We start from the raw sequence: 25812 nt of genomic DNA, 5'->3' as shown, positions 1-25812 counted from the left end.
CTGAATTTTCTGCTCTCTTTGCGCTCAGTCCCGGGCAGGGTTTTTCCTGACCGTTATCAACTTTGTCCAAGGAGACAGAAAAATGTCCAACCGTCAAAACGGTACTGTTAAGTGGTTCAACGACGAGAAAGGCTACGGCTTCATCACCCCTCAGTCGGGTGACGATCTGTTCGTACATTTCAAAGCCATCCAAGCTGACGGCTTCAAAACCCTGAAAGAAGGCCAGGCTGTTACTTTCGTCGCTACCCGCGGCCAGAAAGGCATGCAGGCTGAAGAAGTTCAAATCGCCTAAGTCGATTTAGCTTCCTCGCTTTCAAAAAAACCCGCCTTCCGGCGGGTTTTTTTATGGCCGCTTGCAGGAGCGCCCTTGCGGGACCGGCCGGAAAGGGCCGCAAAGCGGCCCCGGCATTTCATGCGGCGGGCCATGTCGCCCTTGGAGCTGCACCATCGCCAACATGCAGGCTGCGCAGGCTCCCCCCACTTATTCAATCCTCGCTGATGGTAATGCTCGGCATTGCCGGTGCTGCCGCTTCCTGCAGCACGATCCGCGCGCCAACCTGACGGGCGAGCTCCTGGTAAACCATGGCGATCTGGCTTTCCGGCTCGGCAATCGCCGTCGGCTTGCCGCTGTCAGCCTGCTCACGGATCAACATCGACAATGGTAGCGAGGCCAGCAATTCAACGCCGTACTGCGCAGCCAGCTTTTCGCCACCGCCTTCACCGAACAAATGTTCAGCATGGCCGCAGTTCGAGCAGATGTGCACCGCCATGTTCTCCACCACGCCGAGCACCGGGATGTTGACCTTGCGGAACATCTCCACACCCTTTTTGGCATCCAGCAGCGCCAGGTCCTGCGGCGTGGTGACGATCACAGAACCTGCGACCGGCACCTTCTGCGCCAGGGTCAGCTGGATATCACCGGTTCCAGGCGGCATGTCGATCACCAGGTAATCGAGGTCATCCCAGGCCGTCTGGGTCACCAGTTGCAGCAGCGCGCCGGACACCATCGGGCCACGCCAGACCATCGGCGTGTTGTCGTCGGTGAGGAACGCCATCGACATGACCTCCACGCCGTGCGCCTTGATCGGTACAAACCATTTCTGCTCGCGGATCTGCGGGCGCGTTCCTTCAGCGATACCGAACATCACCCCTTGGCTTGGGCCGTAGATATCCGCATCGAGAATGCCCACCCTCGCACCTTCGCGAGCCAGGGCCAGCGCCAGGTTGGCGGCCGTGGTCGACTTACCGACGCCCCCCTTGCCTGAAGCCACCGCAATGACGTTCTTGACGTTGGCCATGGCCGGCACCTGGGCCTGCGCCTTGTGCGCGGCGACCATGCAGTCGATCGTTACCTGGGCCGAGCTGACACCGTCAAGGTTCTCGATCGCGGTCTGCAGGACCTGCGCCCAGCCATTTTTGAACAAGCCGGCGGCATACCCCAGTTGCAGCTGCACAGCGACCTGCCCACCCTGGATGTCGATGGCACGCACACAGCCGGCGCTGACCGGGTCCTGGTTCAGATATGGGTCGGTGTACTGACGAAGCACGCCTTCGACGGCGGCACGGGTGACGGCACTCATGGAGGCTCCCATTGGCATACGATTAGTCGAACAGGCGCCTATCCTAACCCGTCAATCGTCAGCCGTTGCGTCCATGGGGTGAAATATATTCGCCAGCCCTTTATAGTGGCCGATCACCTTCAATTTACCCCGAGCCAGATAAGTAGCCGAGCCACCATGTCCGAGCCACGTCAGATTCTCGTCACCAGCGCCCTGCCCTATGCCAATGGGTCCATCCACCTTGGCCATATGCTCGAGTACATCCAGACGGATATGTGGGTACGTTTCCAGAAATTGCGCGGCAACCAGTGCATCTACGTCTGCGCCGATGACGCCCACGGTTCGGCCATCATGCTGCGCGCCGAAAAAGAAGGCATTACCCCCGAACAACTGATCGCCAACGTGCAGGCCGAGCACAGCAGCGACTTCGCCGATTTCCTGGTGGATTTCGACAATTTCCACTCCACCCACAGCGAAGAAAACCGCGAGCTCTCCAGCCTGATCTACTCGCGTTTGCGCGACGCCGGTCACATTGCCACACGCTCAGTCACCCAGTACTTCGACCCTGAAAAGGGCATGTTCCTGGCCGACCGCTTCATCAAGGGCACTTGCCCCAAGTGCGCGGCCGAAGACCAGTACGGCGACAACTGCGAGAAATGTGGCGCCACCTACGCCCCGACCGAACTGAAAAACCCGAAGTCGGCCATCTCCGGTGCCACCCCGGTGCTGCGCGACTCGCAGCATTTCTTCTTCAAGCTGCCGGACTTCCAGGCCATGCTGCAGCAGTGGACCCGCAGCGGCACCTTGCAGGATGCGGTGGCCAACAAGCTCGCCGAATGGCTGGACTCCGGGCTGCAGGAGTGGGACATCTCGCGTGATGCGCCGTACTTCGGTTTCGAGATCCCGGGCGAGCCTGGCAAGTACTTCTACGTCTGGCTGGATGCGCCGATCGGCTACATGGCCAGCTTCAAGAACCTGTGCGCGCGCCGCCCGGAGCTGGACTTCGATGCGTTCTGGAACAAAGACTCCAAGGCCGAGCTGTACCATTTCATCGGCAAGGACATCGTCAACTTCCATGCCCTGTTCTGGCCAGCCATGCTCGAAGGCGCGGGCCTGCGCAAGCCGACAGCGGTCAACGTGCACGGCTACCTGACCGTCAACGGCGCGAAGATGTCGAAATCGCGCGGCACATTCATCAAGGCCCGCACCTACCTGGATCACCTGCAGCCTGAATACCTACGCTACTACTACGCCGCCAAGCTCGGGCGCGGCGTCGATGACCTCGACCTGAACCTTGAGGACTTCGTGCAAAAGGTCAACTCAGACCTGGTCGGCAAAGTGGTCAACATCGCCAGCCGCTGCGCAGGCTTCATCCACAAAGGTAATGATGGAGTGATGGTTGCCGGCGACGCAGCCCCGGAGCTGACCGAGGCATTTCTGGCTGCTGCCCCGGGCATCGCCGAAGCCTACGAGGCCCGCGACTTTGGCCGTGCCATGCGCGAGATCATGGCCCTGGCTGACCGTGCCAATGCCTGGATCGCCGACAAAGCCCCCTGGTCGCTGGCCAAGCAGGAAGGCAAGCAGGACGAAGTACAGGCGATCTGCGCCCAGGGCATCAACTTGTTCCGCCAACTGATGATCTTCCTCAAACCGGTACTGCCGGTACTGGCTGCAGACGCCGAAGCATTCCTGAATGTCGCGCCGCTGACCTGGAGCGACCACCTTTCGCGCCTGGAAAACCACAAGCTCAACCCGTTCAAGCCCCTGATGAGCCGTATCGAACCGGCCAGGGTCGAGGCCATGATTGCCGCCAGCAAGGAAGACCTGCTGGCAGCCGAAGGCCAGGCCCAGGCGCCGGTCGGCAATGGCGAGCTGGCCAAGGACCCGCTGTCAGCAGAGATCGAATTCGACACCTTCGCTGCCGTCGACCTGCGCGTGGCGCTGATCGTCAAGGCCGAAGCGGTGCCGGGTGCCGACAAGCTGCTGCAACTGACCCTGGATATCGGTGACGAACAGCGCAATGTGTTCTCGGGCATCAAGTCGGCCTACCCCGATCCATCCAGGCTCGAAGGCCGCCTGACCATGATGGTTGCCAACCTCAAGCCACGGAAGATGCGCTTTGGTGTTTCCGAAGGCATGGTCATGGCAGCAGGCCCTGGCGGTGAAGAAATCTACCTGCTCAGCCCTGACAGTGGCGCAAAGCCAGGCCAGCGTATCAAGTAACCTCCCTCAGCCCCGGCCTCACCGCCGGGGCTTTTTCATCCCCCTTGCGCATTGCCGGACAGCGCAGGCGATTCACGGCTATCGTCATTTGCATGAACGACTATGTCCTGATTCTGATCAGCGCCGCACTGGTCAGCCACCTGCTTTTGCAAGAACAGGCTGCCTCCCGGCTGCGCGTACATGTGTGCGGCCTGGCCTGCGCGTTGTCGATAATGCTGGCAGTCACCGGCGGCCAACTGCTCGAACACCTGATCGTGGCGCCTTGGCAACTGCAGGACCTGCGCATGTTCCTGCTGCTGCCCTGGCAGGGGCTACTCGCGTGGGGCATCCCCCAGACGCTTGCCAGGCTGCGGCCGGAGTGGCCCACGCAGAGCCTCACGTGGCCGATACTGGGGAATGCCATGGTACTGGGCCTGACACTTCAGGTAATAGGTGAACAGGGTAAATGGCTGGCCACGCTGAGCTGGGGTGTTCTGGCCGGGCTTGGCTTCTGGCTGGCCTTGGAGTTGTTTGACGACCTCAGTCAGCGCAGCGGACACGCACAGGTGCCAGAAGCACTGCGCGGCCTACCCATCGCGCTGCTTGGTGCCGGTGTGATGGTTATGGCGCTCTCTGGCCTCAACGGAATATTCACGCAATGAGCCGGAACACGGCATCACCTGACCCGCGCCTGCGCGATGCCATGGGCCTGGTCCTGTTGGCCTGCCTGCCTGGCCTGGCGATTTCGTTCTGGCTGCTGGGTTGGGGCCTGCTCTGGAGCTTGGGGCTATGCGCATTCACTGCTGCTTGCTGCGAGGCGGCGGCACTGGCATTGCGCAAACAACCGGTCACAGCAGCACTAAGCGATGGTAGCGCCTTGGTCACCGCAGTGCTCCTGGCCCTCGCCCTGCCCACTGCGGCGCCCTGGTGGTTGCCGATGATCGCAGCAGGGATTGCCATAGGCTTGGGCAAGCAAGCCTTCGGTGGGGCCGGCCGTAACGTGTTCAACCCGGCGATGGTTGGGTACGCCTTCGTGCTGCTGAGCTTCCCATTGCAGATGAACCACTGGCCGGCGCAAGCGCCAGGCTTCAGCGATAGCCTGCAGTTGGTCTTTGCCAATGGCGAGCAGATCGATGCGTGGGCTGGACCTACCGTACTCGACGGCCTCAGGCACAACCATAGCCTGACCATAGATGAGCTGTTCGCCAGCCACCCAGGCTTCGGCAACTTTGGCGGCCACGGCGTCGAATGGGTCAATCTGGCGTTCCTGTCGGGTGGGCTATTTCTGTTGCAGCGCAAGGTGTTCAGTTGGCACGCGCCTGCAGGTTTGCTGGCGGGATTGTTTCTGTTCAGCCTGCTGGCCTGGAATGGCTCCGGCTCGGATTCCAATGGCTCACCGCTGCTGCACCTGCTCAGCGGCTCGACCATGCTGGCGGCATTTTTCATCGCCACGGAGCCTGTTTCCGGCCCAAAGACCGATGTAGCCAGGCTGCTGTTCGGGCTGAGCGCAGGGGCCTTGATCTACCTGATCCGGACTTGGGGTAGTTACCCCGACGGTACCGCTTTCGCCATCCTGCTGATGAACCTTGCGGTACCCTTTCTGGACCGTCTAGCCTTGAGGTATCGGCAGGTGAGGCCATGAGGCGCTCTGTGCGCAGCGCATTGCTACTGCTGGTAGTGGGCAGCCTGGCACTGGCGAGCACGCTGGCCTGGCAGCGCTGGACCCGCGCCCCTATCGCCGAGGCCGAGCAACAGTTTTACGCACGCCAGTTTATCTCGGTGCTGGCACCCCAGAGCTATGACAATCAGCCACTGAGCACCCCTGTGTCACTCCCCGCAGAGCAGCCGCCGCATAGCCGCATCATGGCCGCCTACCGTGCCAACCGCGGCACGACCGCCGTAGCCATTGTCCTGGTTAGCCAGGTACAGGGGTACGCCGCACCAATCCGGTTGACCATTGCCATAAGTGCGCAAGGTCGACTGATCGGCACGCAAGTGATCGAACAACAGGAAAGCCCCGGGCTGGGAGGACGCATCAGCGACCCACAAGTTAACTGGCTCGCGCAATTCGCCAACCGTCGCCTGGAGGATCGCTGGGCAATCAAGCGCGACCAGGGTGATTTCGACCAACTGGCCGGCGCGACGGTCACTTCGCGTGCGGTGATCGAGGCACAACAGGATGCCCTGCGCTACTTCGACCAACATCGCGCACTTCTGCTCGGAACACTCACCCATGACTAGGTTCTGGCTGCTGGTGGCAGGCCTTGCGCCTGTCCTCGGCGCCACACGCACGCTCACACAAGCCGCCGCCATCGGCGCCAGCATGCTGGTGCTAACAGTGCTTCACCAAGCCTTGCTGTCTCTTGTGCGCCCAAGGCTTGGCGGCGCCCTGTACACGCTGGCAAGCCTGTTACTGCTAGCGGCCCTTGCCAGCTGCCTGCAGATGGCATTGCGGGCCTGGGCGTTGCCGCTTGCCCTGGCGCTGGGTTACTTCCCGGTGCTGATTTGCCTGCAGTGCCTGGTTACAGACCACCTGTTGGTAGACAAGGACCGCTGGCGTCAACTTTGCCTACAGATGACCGGCCTGCTGGGCCTGTGCCTGTTGCTCGGCGTTATTCGTCAGTGGCTGACCGAGGGGCTGGGCATACCGCTGGCCAGTCTTGCTCCCGGCGTATTGATACTGCTCGGCGTGCTGCTGGCTTTGTACAATCGTCTACGCCCGGGCCCCGCCCCCTCACGTCGTCAAGGAAAGCGTTGACCCCATGAATGCCGCAAAACGCCTGGAGATCTTTCGCAGGCTGCACGAAGACAATCCCGACCCCAAGACAGAGCTGGCTTACACCACCCCTTTCGAATTACTCGTGGCCGTGACACTGTCGGCACAGTCCACCGACGTCGGCGTCAACAAGGCCACTGCCCGCCTGTTCCCCGTCGCTAACACCCCACACGCCATCCACGCACTCGGGGTAGAAGGCCTGAGCGAGTACATCAAGACCATCGGGCTGTATAACAGCAAGGCCAGGAATGTGATCGAAGCCTGTCGCTTGCTGATCGAACGGCATGGAGGCGAAGTTCCGCAAAACCGTGAAGCGCTAGAGGCACTGCCCGGTGTTGGCCGCAAGACCGCCAACGTGGTGCTCAATACAGCCTTCCGCCAGCCCACCATGGCGGTCGACACGCATATTTTCAGGGTCAGCAATCGCACCGGTATCGCACCGGGCAAGACGGTACTGGAAGTCGAGAAAAAACTGCTCAAGTTCGTACCCAAGGATTATCTGCTCGATGCCCATCACTGGCTCATCCTGCATGGGCGTTACGTATGCCAGGCACGCAAGCCACGTTGCGGCAGTTGCCGGATCGAGGATCTGTGCGAGTTCAAGCAGAAGACCTCGGACGATTGATTCAATAGCGACTTAATGCACGTCCCGATTGAAAAAATCTTTTTTACCAAACTTCGCTTTCTCGCTATAAGGACGGCCAACGGCCCTTGGCTTGGAGCGACTCATGAGTACCGATAAAGACGAACTGTCGATCGAAGAAGACTTTGCCACAGCTGAAGAAGACACCGAACCTCTGGTTGAAACCGCAAAGACCAACCTGAGCAAGCGTCGCACCATTGACAACCTCCTCGAAGAGCGGCGCCTCCAACGGCAACTCGCTGATTTCGACTACGATCTGTAACGACTGCCAGAAGCCTCCCGCAAGGAGGCTATCTGTATTGAGGGTCACGTAAGGCCATGCCGCCGGGCCAATTCGATCAAGTCCACCAACGAGTGGGCATTAAGCTTGAGCAGCAGGCGGGTCTTGTAGGTACTGACCGTCTTGTTGCTTAGGAACATGCTGTCCGCTATCTCCTTGTTGGACCTGCCCCGCGCCAGCTGCTGTAGCACCATCATTTCGCGTGCCGACAGGCGATCGACCATCTCCGTCTCGCTGGCTCCCCCAACCCGGCCGCGCGACTTGTGCAATGCCTGGTTGGGAAAATAACTGTAACCAGACAGCACAGCTTTGATCGCACTAAGCAGCTCGGTGAGCTCCTGTTGCTTGCACACGTACCCAGAAGCCCCTGCCTGCATGCAACGCATCGAGAAATGCCCCGGCGCCTGCGAGGTAAGCACCAGCACCCGACTGCCCGGGCTTGCCGAAGCCATACGGGCAATGACTTCCAACCCATCGAGCTTGGGAATGCCAATATCCAGCACCACGATATCGGGCAGGTACTCCCTGGTTAGCTGCAAAGCTGCCACGCCGTTGTCGGTTTCCGCGACCACATCGTATCCATGCCGCTCCATCAGCATGCGCACTGCCAAGCGTATGACAGGATGATCATCCACGATAAGGACTTTATTCATGCGATATCCATTCATTCATTATTTGCTTTGACGACGCGCCACAATAACCGAGCAGCAAGCATTGTGGCGCGCCCATTTCCCGCGCAAACACATGAATAGATGAACCTTACGTCGGTTTAGGAATTTTCCTACAACACGCAACTAATCATCCAATATGAATACCTGATTAGCCGCAGAAGCGCATTCCCACTTCCTCAAAACAGAGATAAAGATCTGCAGAAATCAAAAAACAATCCAATAGCCAAATAAAATCAGTTTCAGACATTCCGACATGCCGGGATCAATTTCACCCCCCGGAAACGGTGCATAATTTGGTTGAGCGGCTCGGTAGGGTATTGATTGGAAAAACGCAGGAGGCCAACATCATGGCTGCAAACCAACCCACCGCCCCAATGACGATCATCGCCATCTTTGCAGGCATCATCGAGGCCTCTGCACTGGCGACACTTCCGTTTCTCAGCGAAAAAAGCCAGAGCCTCTATACCTGGTTTTTAGTGGGCTTTCCGTTTTTTCTGACAGGCCTATTTTTCCTGACGCTCAACTTCAACTACAAATCACTTTACAAACCCGAAAGCACTTCCGGTGACGGTGCAACCAGTACGCCGCAGCCAACAACTACTGTTTTACCTGTTACCGTCCCGTCGGCCGGCCCCGTGCAAAACGCTCGACAACCATCATCCGAAGCAGAACCTGTAACTGTCATGCTCTCGGGCCCTGATGCGCAAAGAATGATCGAGCAACATGTAATGAGGACGCTTGCACAACCTCAAATTACAGGGGGCACCTGGATATACTGCAATCTGGACAAGCAGCAGTGTTTTCGCGTGTCGGTCTGTGAGTTACCGGAAAACGCGACACATCTGAGGAATTAACCGGCACACGATCTTGCAGACACCGGAAAACTTTTTCACGGATTGTCGGGCAGGTGGGTATTGGGAAGCGCATACAAAAACCCCGGCCAGAGCCGGGGTTCATGCAATACGCTTGAAGGCTTAGAGCAACGCGCGGCCTTTGTTGGCAGCGATTCGCATGCGCAGTGCATTGAGCTTGATGAAGCCCGCAGCATCGGCCTGGTTGTAGGCGCCGCCATCTTCTTCAAAGGTCGCGATGTTGGCATCGAACAGCGAGTCGTCCGACTTGCGGCCGACTACGGTGACATTGCCCTTGTACAGTTTCAGGCGCACAACGCCGTTCACGTTGACCTGCGAAGCGTCGATCATCTGCTGAAGCATCAGGCGCTCCGGGCTCCACCAGTAGCCGGTGTAGATCAGGCTGGCGTACTTGGGCATCAGCTCGTCTTTCAGGTGAGCGACTTCGCGGTCCAGGGTGATCGACTCGATGGCACGGTGAGCCCTGAGCATGATGGTACCGCCGGGGGTCTCGTAGCAACCGCGCGACTTCATGCCCACATAACGGTTTTCGACGATGTCCAGACGGCCGATACCGTTCGCACCGCCAATGCGGTTCAGGTCTGCCAGGACAGTGGCCGGGCTCTTCTCCACGCCATCGATGGCGACGATGTCACCATTGCGGTAGGTCAGTTCGATGTAGGTCGCCTGGTCCGGAGCATTCTCCGGCGAGACGCTCCAGCGCCACATGTCTTCTTCGTGCTCGGTCCAGGTATCTTCCAGCACACCGCCTTCGTAGGAGATATGCAGCAGGTTGGCATCCATCGAGTACGGCGACTTCTTCTTGCCGTGACGCTCGATCGGGATACCGTGCTTCTCGGCGTAGTCCATCAGCTTCTCGCGGGACAGCAGGTCCCACTCACGCCATGGGGCGATGACCTTGACGCCCGGCTTCAGTGCATAGGCACCCAGCTCGAAACGAACCTGGTCGTTGCCTTTGCCGGTGGCGCCGTGAGAAATGGCGTCAGCGCCGGTTTCGTTGGCGATTTCGATCAGGCGCTTGGCGATCAGCGGACGGGCGATGGAAGTACCCAGCAGGTACTCGCCTTCGTAGACGGTGTTGGCGCGGAACATCGGGAAGACGAAGTCACGCACGAATTCTTCACGCAGGTCGTCGATGTAGATCTCTTTGACGCCCATTGCCTGGGCTTTGGCGCGAGCCGGCTCGACTTCTTCGCCCTGACCCAGGTCAGCGGTGAACGTTACCACTTCGCAGTCGTAGGTATCCTGCAGCCACTTGAGAATCACCGAAGTATCAAGGCCGCCGGAATACGCCAGTACGACCTTTTTTACGTCCGCCATGCCATTACTCCACGGGGTTGTACGGAAAGGGATCGATTCTACCGGCGTTGCGGATAAATTTACAGTGGGGCGACAGCTTCTGACGACAAAGCGACAGTAACTGTCAAAGGGGCGACGCTCTGCAGCTTCAGGAAGACTTAGCGGCAGACGGCACAGGAGCTGCGCTAGCGGGGCCTGGCGCCGGCACCGTAGCGGGTGCGGTTGTGGGGGCCGGGTGCTGGGCAGGTTGGGCCGCAGGCTTCTCGATCGGCGCGACACGATCCAGTTCGATATTGACGCGCCGGTTGCGTGCGCGGTTTGCGGCGCTGTTGTTCTTCGCCAGAGGATAACGTTCGCCATGGAAGCGCACGGTAATCTGCTCTTCCGGCACCCCATGGGCCTTGAGGTAATCAGCAACGGCCAACGCACGGCGCCGCGAAGTATCACGGTTGGTCAAACGATTGCCACTGTTGTCCGAGTGGCCATTGAGCTCGATATGGTTGACCGTCGGATCGGCCTGCAAGTAATCCAGGATCACATCCAGTCGCGCCCGCGCCGCGGCATCCAGGTCGATACCTCCCCCTGGGAACCCCACCTGCGTCTGACGCACCTGGTCGTAGTTCATCGCCAACATCTTGCCAGCACACGCCTGATAATCACTCCACGCCTTGGCAAAGCTCACCGGCAGCACACGTACTTCGATCGGTCGCCCCGCCTCCCCGGTGTAGCTTCGCACCACCGTACTGCGGCCATCGAGCAGCCCATTGATCAAGCGGCTGGCCTGGCTTTGGGATGAACTGAACAACACACCATTGCGCGCCAGCCGCACCGCCCCCAGGTTGATATCGCCACGCCCCGGCTGCCAAGGGGCCGCAGCCGCCAGCAGCGTGGCGGAACCTGCGCCCAGCACATTACTACCAGAACGCAGCTGGAACACTGGTTGTTCACCCGCCCGGCGCACGAACTCACCACTGCCGAAACCGTCGATCGGCTGAATCAGGCGGCATTCGAACTGATCACCCTCGACTTTCCAGGCGATGTTTTCCATGCGGGTCTGGAAGGTCAATGCACCGGCCGGCAGGCTGGCGAACAGGGTCAACAGGGCTAGGTAACGCTGGCGCACGGGAGGCTCCACTAATTCTGACGGCTTACAGGCAGGCTATCGGACGCTTGCCGGAAAACTTGATAGCCGTGCTCGGGCGAGGGTTTTCCGGTAGCATTGGGGCCTGAGTTCGACCCGCCTGGAATCCCCAATGTCCGATCGCCTGACCCTCCTGCGTCCCGACGACTGGCACATCCATCTGCGCGATGGTGCCGTCCTGCCCCATACCGTTGGCGATGTGGCGCGTACTTTCGCCCGTGCCATCATCATGCCCAACCTGGTTCCACCGGTACGCAATGCCGACGAAGCCGGGGCCTACCGTGAGCGCATCCTCAATGCCCGTCCGGCCGGTAGCCGCTTCGAGCCATTGATGGTGCTTTACCTCACCGACCGCACCAGCCCCGAGGACATCCGCGCGGCCAAGGCCAGCGGCATCGTGTACGCCGCCAAGCTGTATCCGGCCGGCGCCACCACCAACTCCGATTCCGGCGTGACCAGCATCGACAATATCTTCCCGGCTATCGAAGCGCTGGCTGAGGTCGGCATGCCGTTGCTGGTGCATGGTGAAGTGACCCGCAGCGAGATCGACGTGTTCGACCGCGAAAAGCGCTTCATCGACGAACACATGCGTCGCCTGGTAGAGCGCTTCCCAACGCTGAAAGTGGTGTTCGAGCACATCACCACCGCCGATGCAGCTCAATTCGTCACCGAGGCGCCTGCCAACGTCGGTGCGACCATCACCGCACAGCATCTTTTGTACAACCGTAACCACATGCTGGTCGGCGGCATTCGACCGCACTTTTACTGCCTGCCGATTCTCAAGCGCAACACCCACCAGGTGGCGCTGCTGGACGCGGCCACCAGTGGCAACCCGAAGTTCTTCCTCGGCACTGACTCGGCACCCCACGCCCGCCACGCCAAAGAAGCCGCCTGTGGTTGTGCCGGTTGCTACACCGCGTACGCGGCCATCGAGATGTACGCCGAAGCCTTCGAACAGCGCAATGCGCTGGACAAACTGGAAGGTTTCGCCAGCCTGCATGGTCCGGCCTTCTACGGCCTGCCAGCAAATACCGACACGATAACCCTTGTCCGTGAAGAATGGACGGCCCCGGACAGCCTGCCGTTTGGCGAGCAGACCGTGATCCCGCTGCGCGCCGGTGAAAAACTGCGTTGGCGCCTGCTGGAGGACAACGCGTGAGCGAAGACCTCTACGAAGACGATCAGGACGGTCAAGCCGGCAGCGGCTCGCGCCACCCGATGGCCGAGCGCTTCCGTGGCTACCTGCCGGTAGTGGTGGATGTCGAGACCGGCGGCTTCAACAGCGCCACCGATGCCCTGCTGGAAATCGCTGCGGTGACGATCGGTATGGACGAGAAGGGTTTCCTGTTCCCGGAGCACACCTACTTCTACCGTGTGGAGCCGTTCGAGGGCGCCAATATCGAGGCTGCCGCGCTGGAGTTCACTGGTATCAAGCTGGACCACCCGCTGCGTATGGCGGTAAGCGAAGAAAACGCGCTGACCGACATCTTCCGCGGCGTGCGCAAGGCATTGAAAGCCAACGGCTGCAAGCGGGCGATCCTGGTCGGCCACAACAGCAGCTTCGACCTGGGCTTCCTGAATGCGGCGGTGACGCGCAACGATCTGAAGCGCAACCCGTTCCACCCGTTCTCCAGCTTCGACACCGCCACCCTGGCTGGCCTGGCGTACGGCCAGACCGTGCTCGCCAGGGCCTGCCAGAGCGCAGACATCGACTTCGACGGCCGTGAGGCGCACTCGGCACGTTACGACACCGAGAAGACAGCCGAACTCTTCTGCGGCATCGTCAACCGCTGGAAAGAGATGGGCGGCTGGCGCGATTTCAACGATTGAGGCGCCGCAGCTTCAAGCTTCAAGCTAAAAAAAACCGGCCACGAAGGCCGGTTTTTTTATGCGCTCGGCAATTACAGCTTGCCAGCGTTCTCGCTCAGGTAAGCAGCAACGCCTTCAGGCGAAGCGTTCATGCCCTTGTCGCCTTTCTTCCAGTTGGCCGGGCAGACTTCACCGTGCTCTTCGTGGAATTGCAGGGCATCGACCAGACGCAGAAGCTCGTCCATGTTACGGCCCAGCGGCAGGTCGTTGATGATCTGCGAACGGACAACGCCGTTGGTGTCGATCAGGAAGGCGCCACGGAAAGCCACGCCACCTTCGGACTCGACGTCGTAGGCCTTGCAGATTTCGTGGGTCATGTCGGCTGCCAGGGTGTATTTGACCTGGCCGATACCGCCATTGTTGACCGGGGTGTTACGCCAGGCGTTGTGGGTGAAGTGCGAGTCGATCGAAACGCCGATCACTTCAACATTGCGAGCCTGGAAATCCGGAATGCGGTTGTCCAGGGCGATCAGCTCGGACGGGCATACGAAGGTGAAGTCCAATGGGTAGAAGAACACCAGGCCGTACTTGCCCTTGATGGCCGAGGCCAGGTTGAAGCTGTCGACGATTTCGCCATTGCCCAGTACAGCCGGGACGGTGAAGTCGGGGGCTTTTTTGCCAACGAGTACGCTCATTGTAATCTCCTGATGAGGGTGAAGAACCGTTTGCCAGGCCAAGGCGGGCTTGCCCGACATCCAACAAAGGCCGACCATCATACACGGCTTCTGATGACAGGCCGAATCCAACCGCCGGTCGCTCAAGCACGGCACTTACAGAAAGTGTTTTGACAAGCATTCTCATTACCATTACTCTCCACCCATCGACTCAACCAGCGATGGTCCGACTTTATGTATGTGTGTCTTTGTGTCGGCGTGACCGACGGACAGATCCGCGATGCGATCTATGAAGGATGCTGCAGCTACAAGGACGTCAGAGCTGCGACCAATGTCGCCAGCCAATGTGGCAAATGCGCCTGCCTGGCCAAGCAGGTAGTCCGGGAGACCCTGACCGAGCTTCAGGTGAGCCAGCAAGCCACCCTGCCCTATCCGGTGGAATTTACTGCCGCCTGATATCGCCCTATTCGAAGAACCGGACCTCGTGTCCGGTTTTTTTATGCCTACAATTCAATAAGTTAGCGCCCCAACGCGGTTCACAAACATTCTTATTCCTATTAATTTTCACTTATTATTCAAGAACTTAGGTTTGACAGCCCTACTTATCAGGCTCAAACTTCCCTGTATTGGCACACTTCTCAGGGCAGGAACCCGCATGAAAGGCGACGTAAGCGTCATCCAGCATCTCAACAAGATCCTCGGAAACGAGCTGGTCGCGATCAACCAGTACTTCCTGCACGCGCGCATGTACGAAGATTGGGGCCTGAACAAACTCGGCAAGCACGAGTACAAGGAATCCATCGATGAGATGAAACACGCTGACAAGTTGATCAAGCGTATTCTCTTTCTCGAGGGCATCCCGAACGTACAGGACCTGGGCAAGCTGCTGATCGGCGAGCACACCAAGGAAATGCTTGAGTGCGACCTGAAGATCGAGCAGAAAGGCCTGATCGATCTCAAAGCCGCCATCGCCCACTGCGAAACTGTCGGCGACTTCGGCTCGCGTGAACTGCTTGAAGACATTCTCGAATCCGAAGAAGAACACATTGACTGGCTGGAAACTCAATTGAGCCTGATCGACAAGATCACCATCGAGAACTACCTGCAGTCTCAGATGGGCGAAGAGTAAATTTCGGCCCATAAAAAAACCCGCCATGAGCGGGTTTTTTTATGCTTGCCGAAAGATCAGGCTTCGGAAGCCTTGGCCTTGGCAGCGGCGTCCTTGATCAGCGTCTGCAGCTCACCGTTCTCGAACATCTCCAGCATGATATCGCTACCGCCGACCAGCTCGCCGGCTACCCACAGTTGCGGGAAGGTCGGCCAGTTGGCGTATTTGGGCAGGTTGGCGCGGATTTCCGGGTTCTGCAGGATATCCACGTAAGCAAACTTTTCGCCACAACCCATCACAGCTTGCGATGCCTTGGCCGAGAACCCGCATTGCGGGGCATTCGGCGAGCCCTTCATGTAAAGCAGAATGGTGTTGTTGGCAATCTGCTCTTTGATCGTTTCGATGATATCCATGGAACACCTCGTCTGAACTTTCCGACTCGATGGTCGGCACGGTGACGCATTGTATCGGAAACCTGAGCCTTGTGCTCGGCCTTGCCAGAGCTCACGCGGCGCTTACTTGTACGGGCACGCCATTGAGCGCCGCATTCCCGGAAACAGCATCACGCAGGCGCTCATCAGTCAGGTCGTTGGCACTGATGCCGGGTTGCGCCTGGGCGATCTGCATGTTGACGCCCCCGCGACCATGACCGAAGCCATGGGGCAGGCTGACCACGCCAGGCATCATGTCCTCGCAGGCCTGGACCTCGACTTCCAGGTCACCGGTGCGCGAGCGGATTCGTACCTGCTGGCCATCCTCCAACTGCCGCTGACGCATATCCTGCGGATGCATCAATAACTGATGACGTGGCTTGCCTTTGACCAAGCGATGGTAGTTGTGCATCCACGAATTGTTGCTGCGTACATGACGGCGGCCGATAAGCAGCAAATCACCCGTTACTGCCGGTACGAATTCGGCCAGACGGCGCAAGTCGTCCAGCACGACCTGGGGCGCCGCTTCCACGGCTTTGCTGGCAGTCGCCAAACGCCCTCGCAGGTTAGCGCCCAGGGGGCCCAGATCGAGGCCGTGCGGGTATTGATCAAGCGTTTCAAGCGACAGGTTGATGGGACTTTCGTCGCCATAGCGGCCCTTGCGCAAAGCCAGGTCGATCATCTGCGCAGGTGGGATGGTCGGTTTCAGTTCCAGTTCTGCACGCTTGGCAAAGGCTTGCGCCAGGCCAACGAAAATTTCCCAGTCGTGCAGGGCGCCTGCAGGCTTGGCCAGTATGGCCCGGTTGAAGCGGGTGACATTGCGCACAGCCAACAGGTTGAAGGTGCTGTCGTAATGGTCGTTTTCCAGTGCTGAAGTGGATGGCAGGATCAGATGGGCGTGACGGGTCGTCTCGTTGATGTACAGGTCGATGCTGAGCATGAACTCCAGCCCCTGCAGCGCCACATCCACCTGCCTGCCATTGGGTGTGGACAGCACCGGGTTACCAGCGACGGTGACCAGGGCCCGCACCTGCCCCTCGCCCGGCGTGAGCATTTCCTCGGCCATGGCCACAACGGGCAGCTCACCACCGTATTCGGGCAACCCCGACACGCGGCTCTGCCAGACATTGAAATGACCGCCCGAGGTGCTCGCGACCAGATCCACAGCAGGCTCGGTGCACAGCGCACCACCTTGACGATCCAGGTTGCCGGTTACCAGATTGATCACTTGCACCAGCCAGTGGCACAGGGTGCCGAAAGCTTGTGTCGATACGCCCATGCGGCCATAACAGACCGCCTTGTCTGCAGCGGCGAAATCCCGTGCCAACTGGCGAATGCTGGCAGCGTCGATCCCGCACTGGGCGCTCATGGCCTCGGCGGTGAACGGCTTGATCGCCGTGCGCACCTGCTCCAGGCCGCTGACCGGCAAATGCGAACCACGCGCCAGGCCTTCGTCGAATAGGGTATTGAGCAAACCGCACAGCAACGCTGCATCGCCGCCGGGGCGCACGAACAGGTGCCGGTCTGCCATGGCCGCGGTTTCACTGCGCCGCGGGTCCACCACAACCAGTTGCCCACCTCTCGCTTTCAAGGCCTTGAGGCGCTTTTCCACATCCGGCACGGTCATAATGCTGCCATTGGAGGCTAAAGGGTTGCCACCGAGGATCAGCATGAAATCGGTATGGTCGATGTCCGGGATCGGCAACAGCAGGCCATGGCCATACATCAGGTAGCTGGTCAGGTGCTGGGGCAACTGGTCCACCGAGGTGGCGGAAAAGCGGTTACGCGTCTTGAGCAGTCCCAGGAAGTAGTTGCTGTGGGTCATCAAGCCGTAGTTGTGCACGCTCGGGTTACCTTGGTAAACCGCCACCGCGTTGCGCCCATGTGCCTGCTGTATCGACCACAGCTTGTCAGCGGCCAGGGCAAAAGCCTCCTCCCAGCTGATGGCCTCCCATCGTTCACCAACCCGTCGATGCGGTTGGCGCAGACGGTCCGGGTCATCCTGGATATCCTGCAAAGCCACGGCCTTGGGGCAGATGTGACCACGGCTGAACGGGTCCTGGGGGTCGCCCTTGATTGCGCTGATGCGCGCGCCCCCGTCGATTTCATGACTAACTTCGATATTCAGCCCGCAGATCGCCTCACACAGGTGGCAGGCACGGTGATGCAGGGTCTTGGTCATGGCTGCCTCTGCCTCGCAATTGTCGAGCGTCGACTATGCCCCCTGCCCCCTGCACCCTGCCAGCGCGCTTCGCAGCGTGAATCTCCCGACATCAGGCGCACGATTTGCGACAGCCATTTGCCAAATTGCCAGCAAGCCGTGTACAACCTCTGTAGCAAATAAAAAACAGCGCAGGCTCAAGGGGTAATGACACCCTTTGCAACAGAGCCGCTGTTCCCCCTCTTGGTTTCAGGCGACATTTAATTATAGTATTGCGCCTTTCCCTATTTCGTCCGCCCCGTGCGGCTTACGCCGCAGGTCACTCCCGTTGTCAAAAAAACCATACGGTCGACCTGCATACCGTTGCAGATAAGGTAGTCAATCATGAGCGCTAGGCACTTTCTCTCCCTGCTGGATTTCACCACCGACGAATTGCTCGGTGTGATCCGCCGAGGCATCGAGCTGAAGGACCTGCGTAAGCGCGGCGTGCTGTTCGAACCGCTGAAAAACCGTGTCCTGGGCATGATCTTCGAGAAATCCTCCACCCGGACCCGGGTGTCGTTCGAAGCCGGCATGATCCAGCTCGGTGGCCAGGCTATCTTCCTGTCGCCACGCGACACACAACTGGGCCGGGGCGAACCGATCAGCGACAGCGCCATCGTGCTGTCGAGCATGGTCGATGCGGTGATGATCCGCACCCACGCGCACAGCACCCTCACCGAGTTCGCCGCCAATTCACGCGTACCGCTGATCAATGGCCTGTCCGATGAGTCGCACCCCTGCCAATTGCTGGCCGACATGCAGACGTTCCACGAGCACCGTGGCGCTATCCAGGGCAAGACCGTGGCCTGGATCGGCGATGGTTTCAATATGTGCAATTCGTACATCGAGGCTGCCCGCCAGTTCGATTTCCAACTGCGCATCGCCTGCCCGGAAGGTTATGACCCGGACCCACGCTTCATGGCACTGGGCGCAGATCGCGTACAGATCATCCGCGATCCGCGTGAAGCCGTACGTGGTGCGCACCTGGTGACCACCGATGTCTGGACTTCCATGGGCCAAGAAGAGGAAACTGCACGGCGTCTGGCGCATTTCGCGCCTTACCAGGTCAACCGCGAACTGCTTGACCTGGCGGCACCCGATGCCCTGTTCATGCACTGCCTGCCCGCCCATCGCGGCGAGGAAATCAGCCATGACCTGCTCGACGACCCCCGTTCGGTCGCGTGGGACCAGGCTGAAAACCGCCTGCATGCACAGAAGGCCCTACTCGAATTCCTTGTCGAACCGGCTTACCACCACGCATGAGTCCACCCCTACTGCTAAACCTGCGCAACCTCGCCTGCGGCTACGGCGACCAGCGCATCGTCCAGAACCTCAACCTGCACCTGAACGCAGGCGACATCGGTTGCCTGCTGGGTTCTTCGGGGTGCGGCAAGACCACCACCCTGCGCGCCATCGCCGGCTTCGAGCCGGTACACGAAGGTGAGATCCAGCTCGCGGGCGAAGTCATTTCCCGCGCCGGTTTCACCCTGTCCCCGGAGAAACGCCGCATAGGCATGGTGTTCCAGGACTATGCGCTTTTCCCGCACCTGACCGTGGCGCAAAACATCGCCTTCGGCATCGCCAAGCACCCATCCCAAGGGCATGTGGTCGAAGAAATGCTCGAGCTGGTCAAGCTCGGTGGCCTCGGCGGGCGGTATCCGCACGAGCTCTCAGGCGGCCAGCAACAGCGCGTGGCCCTGGCCCGGGCGCTGGCGCCCGAGCCACAATTGCTGCTGCTGGACGAGCCTTTTTCCAACCTGGACGTCGAATTGCGCCGCCGCCTGAGCCACGAGGTCCGTGACATCCTCAAAAGCCGGGGTACCAGTGCGATTCTGGTTACCCATGACCAGGAAGAAGCCTTCGCGGTCAGCGACCATGTGGGTGTGTTCAAGGAAGGCCGCCTGGAACAATGGGACACGCCCTACAACCTCTACCATGAGCCGCAGACACCATTCGTTGCCAGTTTCATCGGCCAGGGTTATTTCATCCGTGGTCAGATGAGCAGCCATGAGTCAGTCAACACCGAGCTCGGTGAACTGCGGGGTAACCGCGCCTACACCATGGCCCCCGGCAGCTCGGTAGACGTGCTGCTGCGCCCTGACGATATCGTTCCTGACGCGGACAGCGCACTGCGCGCAAACATCGTCGGCAAGAGTTTCCTGGGCGCATCGACACTGTATCGCCTGCAGTTGCCGACAGGCAGCCAGCTGGAAGCGATCTTCCCGAGCCATATCGATCATCAGGTAGGCGAGCAGGTCGGTATTACCGTCAAAGCTGACCACCTGGTGTTGTTCCCGGTACCCGGCAGCGTCGCGGCGCAGTTGCCGCGGCAGGAAAACGGGGTGCGCCGCTTCAGCTCGGCAACCTGATTCGGCAATGTGGGGCCGCAAGTCGGCCCCATGCCGGTCAACCCCGACCGATACCGGCGAAAGTGCCCTGGGTCTGCTCGGCAAGTACAGCTGCAGCCAGTTCCACTTCCAACCCCCGCCGCCCGGCACTGACATGGATGGTTGCAAAATTCCGCGCCGAATCGTCGATGAAGGTGCGCAGACGCTTTTTCTGTCCAAGCGGACTGATTCCACCCACCAGATAGCCTGTGGCACGCTGAGCTGCCGCGGGGTCAGCCATCTCGCATTTCTTCACGCCTGCGGCATGGGCAAGCGCCTTGAGGTCCAGCGTCCCCACAACAGGCACCACGGCAACCAACAACTCGCCCTTCTCACTGCTGGCCAACAAGGTCTTGAACACCTGCTGCGGTTCCAGCCCCAGTTTTTCAGCCGCCTCCAGCCCATAAGACGCCGATTTTGGATCGTGTTCATAACTGTGCACGCGATGTTGCGCGCGCGCCTTTTTCAAAAGATCGAGGGCCGGGGTCATGCAGTGCTCCGCTCCGAGACAATTCGGCGGCTACTTTAGGGCAAATCCTACACTCCAGCCAGTTCGCAGCTGACACGCCGCTCTAGCTCGGGATTCACACCCGCATTCAATGCTCAGATCGTGACCGACCGTTCACTTTCGACCTTTGACATAAGCGTTTCTTGTCTATATTTTTTCGTTTCTGAATAAATGGTGCACTTTTTAAGTGCATTCCTACCTGCGCCCGAAGTCAATGGGGATGGACGCCGGGCTTTGCTGTCGAGCGCTTAGCGCCTCACAACAAAAAAAAAGAGGTCATACATGACGACTGCTCTACGCGAACCTACGCTGTCCAGCCAGTGCCTGGCCGAATTCCTCGGCACGGCGCTGCTCATCTTTTTCGGCACAGGATGCGTCGCCGCCCTCAAGGTCGCGGGCGCCAGCTTTGGACTGTGGGAAATCAGCATCATCTGGGGCGTCGGCGTGAGCATGGCGATCTACCTCACCGCCGGTGTATCCGGTGCGCACCTGAACCCGGCCGTCAGCATCGCCCTTACCCTGTTCGCAAGCTTCGACAAACGCAAACTGCCGTTCTACATGCTGGCCCAGGTTTGCGGCGCCTTCTGCGGCGCGGCGCTGGTCTACACCCTCTATAGCAGCCTGTTCTTCGATTTCGAACAAGCCCACGCCATGCTGCGCGGCAGCAGCGAAAGCCTGGAACTGGCGGCGGTGTTCTCCACCTACCCGCACCCTTCGCTTTCCATCGCACAGGCGTTCCTGGTCGAAGTGGTGATCACTGCAATCTTGATGGCGGTCATCATGGCCCTGACCGACGACAACAACGGCCTGCCCCGTGGTGCGATGGCACCGCTGCTGATCGGCCTGTTGATCGCCGTGATCGGTAGCGCCATGGGCCCGCTGACCGGCTTTGCGATGAACCCGGCCCGCGATTTCGGGCCCAAACTGATGACCTTCCTGGCCGGCTGGGGCGAAATCGCCTTCACTGGCGGTCGGGACATCCCTTATTTCCTGGTTCCGGTGTTCGCACCGATCTTCGGCGCTTGCCTGGGTGCTGCGACCTATCGTGGCTTGATCGCCCGCAACCTGCCGACGGCGCAAAGCGCGAACCCAGAGACAAACGGCAATCGCCAGGGCGATACTCAAGCCAACTGATGCTGGCGCCCTGACCTCCTCATTTTGCAAGGCCTATGACCATGACAGATACCCAGGACAAGAACTACATCATCGCCCTGGACCAGGGCACCACTAGCTCGCGGGCCATCATCTTTGACCGCGACGCCAATGTGGTTGGCACCTCCCAGCGCGAGTTCGCCCAGCATTATCCGCAAGCCGGCTGGGTCGAGCATGACCCCATGGAGATCTTCGCCACACAGAGCGCGACTATGGTCGAAGCCTTGGCGCAGGCCGGCATCAGCCATGCGCAGGTTGCCGCACTGGGCATCACCAACCAGCGTGAAACTACAGTGGTGTGGGACAAGGAAACCGGGCGCCCGGTATACAACGCCATCGTCTGGCAGTGCCGCCGCAGTACAGAGATCTGCGCACAACTCAAGCGCGACGGGCATGAACAATACATTCGCGAGACCACCGGCCTGGTCACCGATCCGTATTTCTCCGGCACCAAGCTCAAGTGGATCCTCGACAATGTGGAGGGCGTACGTGAACGGGCCGAACGCGGCGAACTGTTGTTCGGTACCGTGGATACCTGGCTTATCTGGAAGTTTTCCGGCGGCAAGGTACACGTCACCGACTACACCAATGCCTCGCGCACGCTGATGTTCAACATCCACAGCCTGCAGTGGGATGAAACGCTGCTCGGCATTCTCGGCATCCCGCGCCAGATGCTGCCACAGGTCCGCCCCTCCTCCGAAGTCTACGGCCACACCAAGAGCGGCATAGCCATTGCCGGCATTGCCGGTGACCAGCAGTCCGCGCTGTTCGGCCAGATGTGCGTGGAACCCGGCCAGGCCAAGAACACCTACGGCACGGGTTGTTTCCTGTTGATGAACACGGGCGACAAAGCCGTAACCTCGTCCCACGGCCTGCTCACCACCATTGCCTGCGGACCACGTGGCGAAGTGGCCTATGCCCTGGAAGGCGCGGTGTTCAACGGTGGTTCCACCGTGCAATGGCTGCGCGACGAACTCAAGATCGTCAACGACGCCCTGGACACCGAGTACTTCGCCAGCAAGGTCAAGGACAGCAACGGGGTTTACCTGGTGCCCGCCTTCACCGGCCTGGGCGCACCGTACTGGGACCCTTACGCCCGCGGCGCGCTGTTCGGCCTGACGCGCGGCGTGAAAGTCGACCACATCATCCGCGCAGCGCTGGAGTCAATCGCCTACCAGACCCGCGACGTGCTGGACGCGATGCAGCAGGACTGCGGCCAACGCCTGTCCGAGTTGCGTGTCGACGGTGGCGCGGTGGCCAACAATTTCCTCATGCAGTTCCAGGCGGACATCCTCGGCACCTGCGTGGAGCGCCCGAAAATGCGCGAAACTACAGCTCTTGGCGCCGCTTACCTGGCCGGCCTGGCCTGTGGTTTCTGGAGTGGCCTGGACGAGTTGCGTGACAAGGCGATCATCGAGCGCGAATTCAGCCCGCAACTCGAGCAAGCGCAGAAGGAAAAACTGTACGCCGGCTGGCGCAAAGCCGTCGAGCGTACCCGCGACTGGGAAGATCACGAGGCCTGATCGCACTGGACAGGGGCTGCTTCGCGGCCCCCGTCAGCCCATGGCCCACTGGCCGTAGTCCCTTTCGTACGGCATCATTGCAGAATTTGTCCGGCAGCCCATAAGGACCGCCCATGAATCTGCCCCCACGCCAACAACAAATCCTCGAGCTGGTCCGCGAACGCGGCTACGTCAGCATCGAAGAAATGGCACAGTTGTTCGTCGTCACCCCGCAAACCATCCGTCGCGACATCAACCAGCTCGCCGAACTCAATCTGCTGCGCCGCTACCACGGTGGCGCCGCCTATGACTCGAGCATCGAGAACACTGCTTACGCCATGCGCGCCGACCAGATGCGTGATGAAAAACAGCGCATTGCCGACGCCGTGGCCCGGCAAATTCCCGACCATGCCTCGCTGTTCATCAACATCGGCACCACCACCGAATCCATTGCCCGGGCGCTGCTCAACCATAGCCACCTGAAGGTCATCACCAACAACCTGCACGTTGCTGCGATCCTTGCCGCCAAGGATGATTTCGAAGTATTGGTCGCAGGTGGCACTGTACGCCGTGACGGGGGCGTGGTCGGCCAGGCCAGCGTCGATTTCATCAGCCAGTTCAAGGTCGACTTCGCCTTGGTCGGCATCAGCGGTATCGATGAAGACGGCAGCCTGCTGGATTTCGACTACCAGGAAGTACGCGTTTCTCAGGCAATCATCGCCAACGCCCGTCAGGTCATCCTGGCTGCCGACTCCAGCAAATTCGGGCGCAACGCCATGGTACGGCTGGGCTCGATCAGCTTGGTCGACTGCCTGGTGACCGATCAGCCTCCATCACCTGCACTGGGTGAGCTGCTCAATCAGTACAAGATCCGGCTCGACGTGGTTTGAAACGCCAGCGGGTCTACAAGGGCCCGCCATTTTCGATATTGTTCACTTTCGTGCCATCTCATCAGTTTTTTCTATGAAGAGCGACTGGCGATGGGCGTTCTGTTGCGCTAGTATTTTCGGAAACGAACATTAATGTTCATATTCGCTGTGAACAGCCTCAGGAGGCCTTGCCCGTGTCCCAGCCCGTTTCGTCCCAGCCCCTACTTGCCGATTGCTATGATCTTGCCGTGATCGGCGGTGGCATCAATGGCGTGGGCATTGCTGCCGACGCCGCCGGGCGTGGCCTCAAGGTCTTCCTCTGCGAAAAGGACGACTTGGCCCAGCACACCTCCTCGGCCAGCAGCAAGCTGATCCATGGCGGCTTGCGCTACCTGGAACACTATGAATTCCGCCTTGTACGCGAGGCTCTGGCCGAGCGCGAAGTGCTATTGGCCAAGGCACCGCACATCGTCAAACCGATGCGTTTCGTGCTGCCGCACCGTCCGCACCTGCGCCCGGCCTGGATGATCCGTGCCGGCTTGTTCCTCTACGACCACCTGGGCAAGCGCAAGCGCCTGGGCGCGTCGCGCAGCCTGCGCTTTGGCCCGGGCTACCCGCTCAAGCCGGCCATCACCCGCGGTTTCGAATATGCAGACTGCGCGGTAGACGACGCCCGCCTGGTGGTGCTCAATGCCATGGCTGCACGCGAGCAAGGCGCGCACATTCATACCCGCACCCGCTGCCTGCGCGCAGAACGCGTCGATGGCCTGTGGCAGGTAGAGCTGCAGCATGCCGACGGCAGCCTGCAGACGATTCGCGCCCGTGCCTTGGTCAACGCCGCCGGTCCATGGGTCGCCAAGTTCATCAAGGATGACCTCAAACTCGATGCACCATACGGCATACGATTGATCCAGGGCAGCCACCTCATCGTGCCGCGCCTGTACGAGGGGGATCACGCCTACATCCTCCAGAACGAGGACCAACGCATTGTCTTCTGCATCCCGTACCTGGACCGCTTCACCCTGATCGGCACCACCGATCGCGAATACAGCGGCGATCCGGCCAAGGTGGCGATCACCGAGCAGGAAACCGACTATCTGCTCAAAGTGGTCAACGCACATTTCAATCATCAGTTGAGCGCCAGCGATATCCTGCACACCTACTCCGGCGTGCGTCCGCTGTGCAACGACGAATCGGACAACCCGTCTGCAGTCACGCGTGACTACACCCTCGCGCTGTCCGCAACCCAAGGCGAGGCGCCGTTGCTGTCGGTGTTTGGCGGCAAACTGACCACATACCGCAAACTTGCCGAGTCGGCCATGGCAGAGCTCAAACCGTTCTTCAGCCAAATGGGCCAGAGCTGGACTGCCAGTTCAGCGCTGCCCGGCGGTGAAGGCATGAGCACGCCCCAGAACCTGGTCGCCGAGCTGCTCTCCCAGCATCAATGGCTTGCACCGGATATCGCCAAGCGCTGGGCAGTGACCTACGGCAGCCGCACCTGGCAGCTGCTGAAGGGCGTTAATGGCCCTGACGATCTGGGCCAGGCGATCGGCGGTGGCTTGTTCACCCGTGAAGTTGATTACCTGCGCGAAACCGAGTGGGCCTTCAGTGCACAGGACATACTCTGGCGGCGTACCAAACTGGGCTTGTTCACCAGCGAGGGCGAGCAACGGGCACTGGCCGATTACCTTGCGCAAAGCGACGTTCGCAGCGACGCCGCCTGAAT

At 60.0% G+C, this 25812-nt stretch carries 27 protein-coding genes; 19 read left to right on the top strand and 8 right to left on the bottom strand.

All coding sequences use genetic code 11. The features are described 5' to 3' along the window. Positions 1 to 82: 82 nt before the first annotated feature. Entirely contained in the window at positions 83 to 292 is a 210-nt protein-coding gene (locus tag JET17_RS05700; protein ID WP_012273869.1) for a cold-shock protein, read from the top strand. 193 nt (positions 293 to 485) lie between these two features. Here JET17_RS05700 and apbC read toward each other — a convergent pair whose 3' ends face one another. Continuing rightward, on the bottom strand, positions 486 to 1580 hold the full coding sequence (gene apbC, locus JET17_RS05695; protein ID WP_012313045.1) for an iron-sulfur cluster carrier protein ApbC: 1095 nt from the start codon (positions 1578 to 1580) through the stop codon (positions 486 to 488). Positions 1581 to 1736: 156 nt separating this feature from the next. On the opposite strand from apbC, the gene metG reads away from it, so the two are divergent. The 7 genes from metG (at position 1737) to JET17_RS05660 (ending at position 7442) form a co-directional block, all read left to right on the top strand. Further along, positions 1737 to 3782 (top strand): methionine--tRNA ligase, encoded by a 2046-nt coding sequence (gene metG / locus JET17_RS05690; protein WP_012313044.1) that lies wholly within the window; start codon positions 1737 to 1739, stop codon positions 3780 to 3782. 92 nt (positions 3783 to 3874) lie between these two features. Beyond that, the gene (locus JET17_RS05685; RefSeq protein ID WP_012313043.1) at positions 3875 to 4423 is read left to right on the top strand and encodes an Rnf-Nqr domain containing protein; all 549 of its coding nucleotides are present in this window, start codon (positions 3875 to 3877) and stop codon (positions 4421 to 4423) included. Further along, complete coding sequence (locus JET17_RS05680) at positions 4420 to 5403, top strand: RnfABCDGE type electron transport complex subunit D (protein WP_012313042.1); 984 nt, start codon at positions 4420 to 4422, stop codon at positions 5401 to 5403. Before JET17_RS05685 ends, JET17_RS05680 begins: the two co-directional genes overlap by 4 nt. After that, on the top strand, positions 5400 to 6002 hold the full coding sequence (locus tag JET17_RS05675; RefSeq protein WP_012313041.1) for an RnfABCDGE type electron transport complex subunit G: 603 nt from the start codon (positions 5400 to 5402) through the stop codon (positions 6000 to 6002). The genes JET17_RS05680 and JET17_RS05675 overlap by 4 nt, the downstream gene beginning before the upstream one ends. Then, a complete protein-coding gene (locus tag JET17_RS05670) occupies positions 5995 to 6519 on the top strand; it encodes an Rnf-Nqr domain containing protein (protein WP_012313040.1) in 525 nt (174 codons plus the stop codon). Before JET17_RS05675 ends, JET17_RS05670 begins: the two co-directional genes overlap by 8 nt. A 4-nt stretch (positions 6520 to 6523) precedes the next feature. Beyond that, positions 6524 to 7162, top strand: a complete 639-nt coding sequence (nth, locus tag JET17_RS05665) for an endonuclease III (RefSeq protein ID WP_012313039.1) — start codon at positions 6524 to 6526, stop codon at positions 7160 to 7162. A gap of 103 nt (positions 7163 to 7265) precedes the next feature. Continuing rightward, positions 7266 to 7442, top strand: coding sequence for a PA3496 family putative envelope integrity protein (locus JET17_RS05660; protein WP_012313038.1), 177 nt, complete (start codon positions 7266 to 7268; stop codon positions 7440 to 7442). Between the two features lie 44 nt (positions 7443 to 7486). Here the strand turns inward: JET17_RS05660 and JET17_RS05655 are convergent, their stop codons facing one another. Continuing rightward, positions 7487 to 8113 carry a response regulator transcription factor gene (locus JET17_RS05655; RefSeq protein ID WP_012313037.1) on the bottom strand — a complete coding sequence of 209 codons (627 nt, stop codon included), beginning with the start codon at positions 8111 to 8113 and terminating at the stop codon, positions 7487 to 7489. 365 nt (positions 8114 to 8478) lie between these two features. On the opposite strand from JET17_RS05655, the gene JET17_RS05650 reads away from it, so the two are divergent. After that, a complete protein-coding gene (locus JET17_RS05650; RefSeq protein WP_012313036.1) occupies positions 8479 to 8985 on the top strand; it encodes a hypothetical protein in 507 nt (168 codons plus the stop codon). Between the two features lie 120 nt (positions 8986 to 9105). On the opposite strand, the gene JET17_RS05645 is transcribed toward JET17_RS05650, so the two are convergent. Together JET17_RS05645 and JET17_RS05640 are read right to left on the bottom strand one after the other, a co-directional pair. After that, a complete protein-coding gene (locus tag JET17_RS05645) occupies positions 9106 to 10323 on the bottom strand; it encodes an argininosuccinate synthase (protein ID WP_012313035.1) in 1218 nt (405 codons plus the stop codon). A gap of 127 nt (positions 10324 to 10450) precedes the next feature. Continuing rightward, complete coding sequence (locus tag JET17_RS05640; RefSeq protein WP_012313034.1) at positions 10451 to 11425, bottom strand: flagellar protein MotY; 975 nt, start codon at positions 11423 to 11425, stop codon at positions 10451 to 10453. A 130-nt stretch (positions 11426 to 11555) separates the two neighbouring features. On the opposite strand from JET17_RS05640, the gene pyrC reads away from it, so the two are divergent. Next, positions 11556 to 12602, top strand: a complete 1047-nt coding sequence (gene pyrC, locus JET17_RS05635; protein ID WP_012313033.1) for a dihydroorotase — start codon at positions 11556 to 11558, stop codon at positions 12600 to 12602. A 59-nt stretch (positions 12603 to 12661) separates the two neighbouring features. After that, the gene (gene rnt / locus JET17_RS05630; protein WP_420094546.1) at positions 12662 to 13273 is read left to right on the top strand and encodes a ribonuclease T; all 612 of its coding nucleotides are present in this window, start codon (positions 12662 to 12664) and stop codon (positions 13271 to 13273) included. A gap of 71 nt (positions 13274 to 13344) precedes the next feature. Here the strand turns inward: rnt and JET17_RS05625 are convergent, their stop codons facing one another. Beyond that, positions 13345 to 13947, bottom strand: a complete 603-nt coding sequence (locus JET17_RS05625; RefSeq protein ID WP_012273884.1) for a peroxiredoxin — start codon at positions 13945 to 13947, stop codon at positions 13345 to 13347. A 213-nt stretch (positions 13948 to 14160) separates the two neighbouring features. On the opposite strand from JET17_RS05625, the gene JET17_RS05620 reads away from it, so the two are divergent. Continuing rightward, positions 14161 to 14382: a bacterioferritin-associated ferredoxin gene (locus tag JET17_RS05620; RefSeq protein WP_012313031.1), complete on the top strand. Its 222-nt coding sequence runs from the start codon at positions 14161 to 14163 to the stop codon at positions 14380 to 14382. 199 nt (positions 14383 to 14581) lie between these two features. Continuing rightward, the gene (gene bfr, locus JET17_RS05615) at positions 14582 to 15055 is read left to right on the top strand and encodes a bacterioferritin (protein WP_012313030.1); all 474 of its coding nucleotides are present in this window, start codon (positions 14582 to 14584) and stop codon (positions 15053 to 15055) included. A gap of 56 nt (positions 15056 to 15111) precedes the next feature. Here bfr and grxD read toward each other — a convergent pair whose 3' ends face one another. Both grxD and JET17_RS05605 read right to left on the bottom strand, forming a co-directional pair. Further along, positions 15112 to 15447, bottom strand: coding sequence for a Grx4 family monothiol glutaredoxin (grxD, locus tag JET17_RS05610; protein WP_012313029.1), 336 nt, complete (start codon positions 15445 to 15447; stop codon positions 15112 to 15114). Between the two features lie 91 nt (positions 15448 to 15538). Beyond that, positions 15539 to 17647, bottom strand: coding sequence for a molybdopterin oxidoreductase family protein (locus JET17_RS05605; RefSeq protein WP_012313028.1), 2109 nt, complete (start codon positions 17645 to 17647; stop codon positions 15539 to 15541). Positions 17648 to 18010: 363 nt separating this feature from the next. Between JET17_RS05605 and argF the strand changes: the two genes are divergently transcribed. Together argF and JET17_RS05595 are read left to right on the top strand one after the other, a co-directional pair. Continuing rightward, on the top strand, positions 18011 to 18931 hold the full coding sequence (gene argF, locus JET17_RS05600; RefSeq protein WP_012313027.1) for an ornithine carbamoyltransferase: 921 nt from the start codon (positions 18011 to 18013) through the stop codon (positions 18929 to 18931). Continuing rightward, positions 18928 to 20037 (top strand): ABC transporter ATP-binding protein, encoded by a 1110-nt coding sequence (locus tag JET17_RS05595; RefSeq protein WP_012313026.1) that lies wholly within the window; start codon positions 18928 to 18930, stop codon positions 20035 to 20037. The genes argF and JET17_RS05595 overlap by 4 nt, the downstream gene beginning before the upstream one ends. A gap of 37 nt (positions 20038 to 20074) precedes the next feature. Here JET17_RS05595 and ybaK read toward each other — a convergent pair whose 3' ends face one another. Beyond that, positions 20075 to 20545: a Cys-tRNA(Pro) deacylase gene (ybaK, locus tag JET17_RS05590; protein WP_012313025.1), complete on the bottom strand. Its 471-nt coding sequence runs from the start codon at positions 20543 to 20545 to the stop codon at positions 20075 to 20077. 300 nt (positions 20546 to 20845) lie between these two features. Here ybaK and JET17_RS05585 point away from each other — a divergent pair, with 300 nt between their 5' ends. From JET17_RS05585 to glpD, 4 genes are all read left to right on the top strand, one after another. Next, a complete protein-coding gene (locus JET17_RS05585) occupies positions 20846 to 21697 on the top strand; it encodes an MIP/aquaporin family protein (protein WP_012313024.1) in 852 nt (283 codons plus the stop codon). A 41-nt stretch (positions 21698 to 21738) separates the two neighbouring features. After that, positions 21739 to 23238: a glycerol kinase GlpK gene (glpK, locus tag JET17_RS05580; RefSeq protein ID WP_042111211.1), complete on the top strand. Its 1500-nt coding sequence runs from the start codon at positions 21739 to 21741 to the stop codon at positions 23236 to 23238. A 113-nt stretch (positions 23239 to 23351) separates the two neighbouring features. Continuing rightward, on the top strand, positions 23352 to 24107 hold the full coding sequence (gene glpR, locus JET17_RS05575) for a DNA-binding transcriptional repressor GlpR (RefSeq protein ID WP_012313022.1): 756 nt from the start codon (positions 23352 to 23354) through the stop codon (positions 24105 to 24107). Positions 24108 to 24280: 173 nt separating this feature from the next. Further along, a complete protein-coding gene (glpD, locus tag JET17_RS05570) occupies positions 24281 to 25810 on the top strand; it encodes a glycerol-3-phosphate dehydrogenase (RefSeq protein WP_012313021.1) in 1530 nt (509 codons plus the stop codon). Positions 25811 to 25812 lie beyond the last annotated feature (2 nt).

The organism is Pseudomonas putida, assembly GCF_016406145.1.
GTDB lineage: Bacteria > Pseudomonadota > Gammaproteobacteria > Pseudomonadales > Pseudomonadaceae > Aquipseudomonas > Aquipseudomonas putida_E.
The sequence above is the reverse complement of the archived record's forward strand: the minus strand, read 5'-3'. Positions and strand labels throughout refer to the sequence as shown.

Excerpts from the sequence above, each read along its gene's own strand:
- bfr (WP_012313030.1), top strand. The coding sequence starts at position 14,582 with ATGAAAGGCGACGTAAGCGTCATCCAGCATCTCAACAAGATCCTCGGA.
- JET17_RS05655 (WP_012313037.1), bottom strand. The coding sequence starts at position 8,113 with ATGAATAAAGTCCTTATCGTGGATGATCATCCTGTCATACGCTTGGCA.
- JET17_RS05620 (WP_012313031.1), top strand. The coding sequence starts at position 14,161 with ATGTATGTGTGTCTTTGTGTCGGCGTGACCGACGGACAGATCCGCGAT.
- JET17_RS05595 (WP_012313026.1), top strand. The coding sequence starts at position 18,928 with ATGAGTCCACCCCTACTGCTAAACCTGCGCAACCTCGCCTGCGGCTAC.
- pyrC (WP_012313033.1), top strand. The coding sequence starts at position 11,556 with ATGTCCGATCGCCTGACCCTCCTGCGTCCCGACGACTGGCACATCCAT.
- JET17_RS05650 (WP_012313036.1), top strand. The coding sequence starts at position 8,479 with ATGGCTGCAAACCAACCCACCGCCCCAATGACGATCATCGCCATCTTT.
- JET17_RS05585 (WP_012313024.1), top strand. The coding sequence starts at position 20,846 with ATGACGACTGCTCTACGCGAACCTACGCTGTCCAGCCAGTGCCTGGCC.
- JET17_RS05660 (WP_012313038.1), top strand. The coding sequence starts at position 7,266 with ATGAGTACCGATAAAGACGAACTGTCGATCGAAGAAGACTTTGCCACA.
- apbC (WP_012313045.1), bottom strand. The coding sequence starts at position 1,580 with ATGAGTGCCGTCACCCGTGCCGCCGTCGAAGGCGTGCTTCGTCAGTAC.
- glpK (WP_042111211.1), top strand. The coding sequence starts at position 21,739 with ATGACAGATACCCAGGACAAGAACTACATCATCGCCCTGGACCAGGGC.
- JET17_RS05625 (WP_012273884.1), bottom strand. The coding sequence starts at position 13,947 with ATGAGCGTACTCGTTGGCAAAAAAGCCCCCGACTTCACCGTCCCGGCT.
- JET17_RS05680 (WP_012313042.1), top strand. The coding sequence starts at position 4,420 with ATGAGCCGGAACACGGCATCACCTGACCCGCGCCTGCGCGATGCCATG.
- metG (WP_012313044.1), top strand. The coding sequence starts at position 1,737 with ATGTCCGAGCCACGTCAGATTCTCGTCACCAGCGCCCTGCCCTATGCC.
- glpR (WP_012313022.1), top strand. The coding sequence starts at position 23,352 with ATGAATCTGCCCCCACGCCAACAACAAATCCTCGAGCTGGTCCGCGAA.
- JET17_RS05675 (WP_012313041.1), top strand. The coding sequence starts at position 5,400 with ATGAGGCGCTCTGTGCGCAGCGCATTGCTACTGCTGGTAGTGGGCAGC.
- ybaK (WP_012313025.1), bottom strand. The coding sequence starts at position 20,545 with ATGACCCCGGCCCTCGATCTTTTGAAAAAGGCGCGCGCGCAACATCGC.
- argF (WP_012313027.1), top strand. The coding sequence starts at position 18,011 with ATGAGCGCTAGGCACTTTCTCTCCCTGCTGGATTTCACCACCGACGAA.
- JET17_RS05605 (WP_012313028.1), bottom strand. The coding sequence starts at position 17,647 with ATGACCAAGACCCTGCATCACCGTGCCTGCCACCTGTGTGAGGCGATC.
- JET17_RS05670 (WP_012313040.1), top strand. The coding sequence starts at position 5,995 with ATGACTAGGTTCTGGCTGCTGGTGGCAGGCCTTGCGCCTGTCCTCGGC.
- nth (WP_012313039.1), top strand. The coding sequence starts at position 6,524 with ATGAATGCCGCAAAACGCCTGGAGATCTTTCGCAGGCTGCACGAAGAC.
- rnt (WP_420094546.1), top strand. The coding sequence starts at position 12,662 with ATGGCCGAGCGCTTCCGTGGCTACCTGCCGGTAGTGGTGGATGTCGAG.
- grxD (WP_012313029.1), bottom strand. The coding sequence starts at position 15,447 with ATGGATATCATCGAAACGATCAAAGAGCAGATTGCCAACAACACCATT.
- JET17_RS05685 (WP_012313043.1), top strand. The coding sequence starts at position 3,875 with ATGAACGACTATGTCCTGATTCTGATCAGCGCCGCACTGGTCAGCCAC.
- JET17_RS05700 (WP_012273869.1), top strand. The coding sequence starts at position 83 with ATGTCCAACCGTCAAAACGGTACTGTTAAGTGGTTCAACGACGAGAAA.
- JET17_RS05645 (WP_012313035.1), bottom strand. The coding sequence starts at position 10,323 with ATGGCGGACGTAAAAAAGGTCGTACTGGCGTATTCCGGCGGCCTTGAT.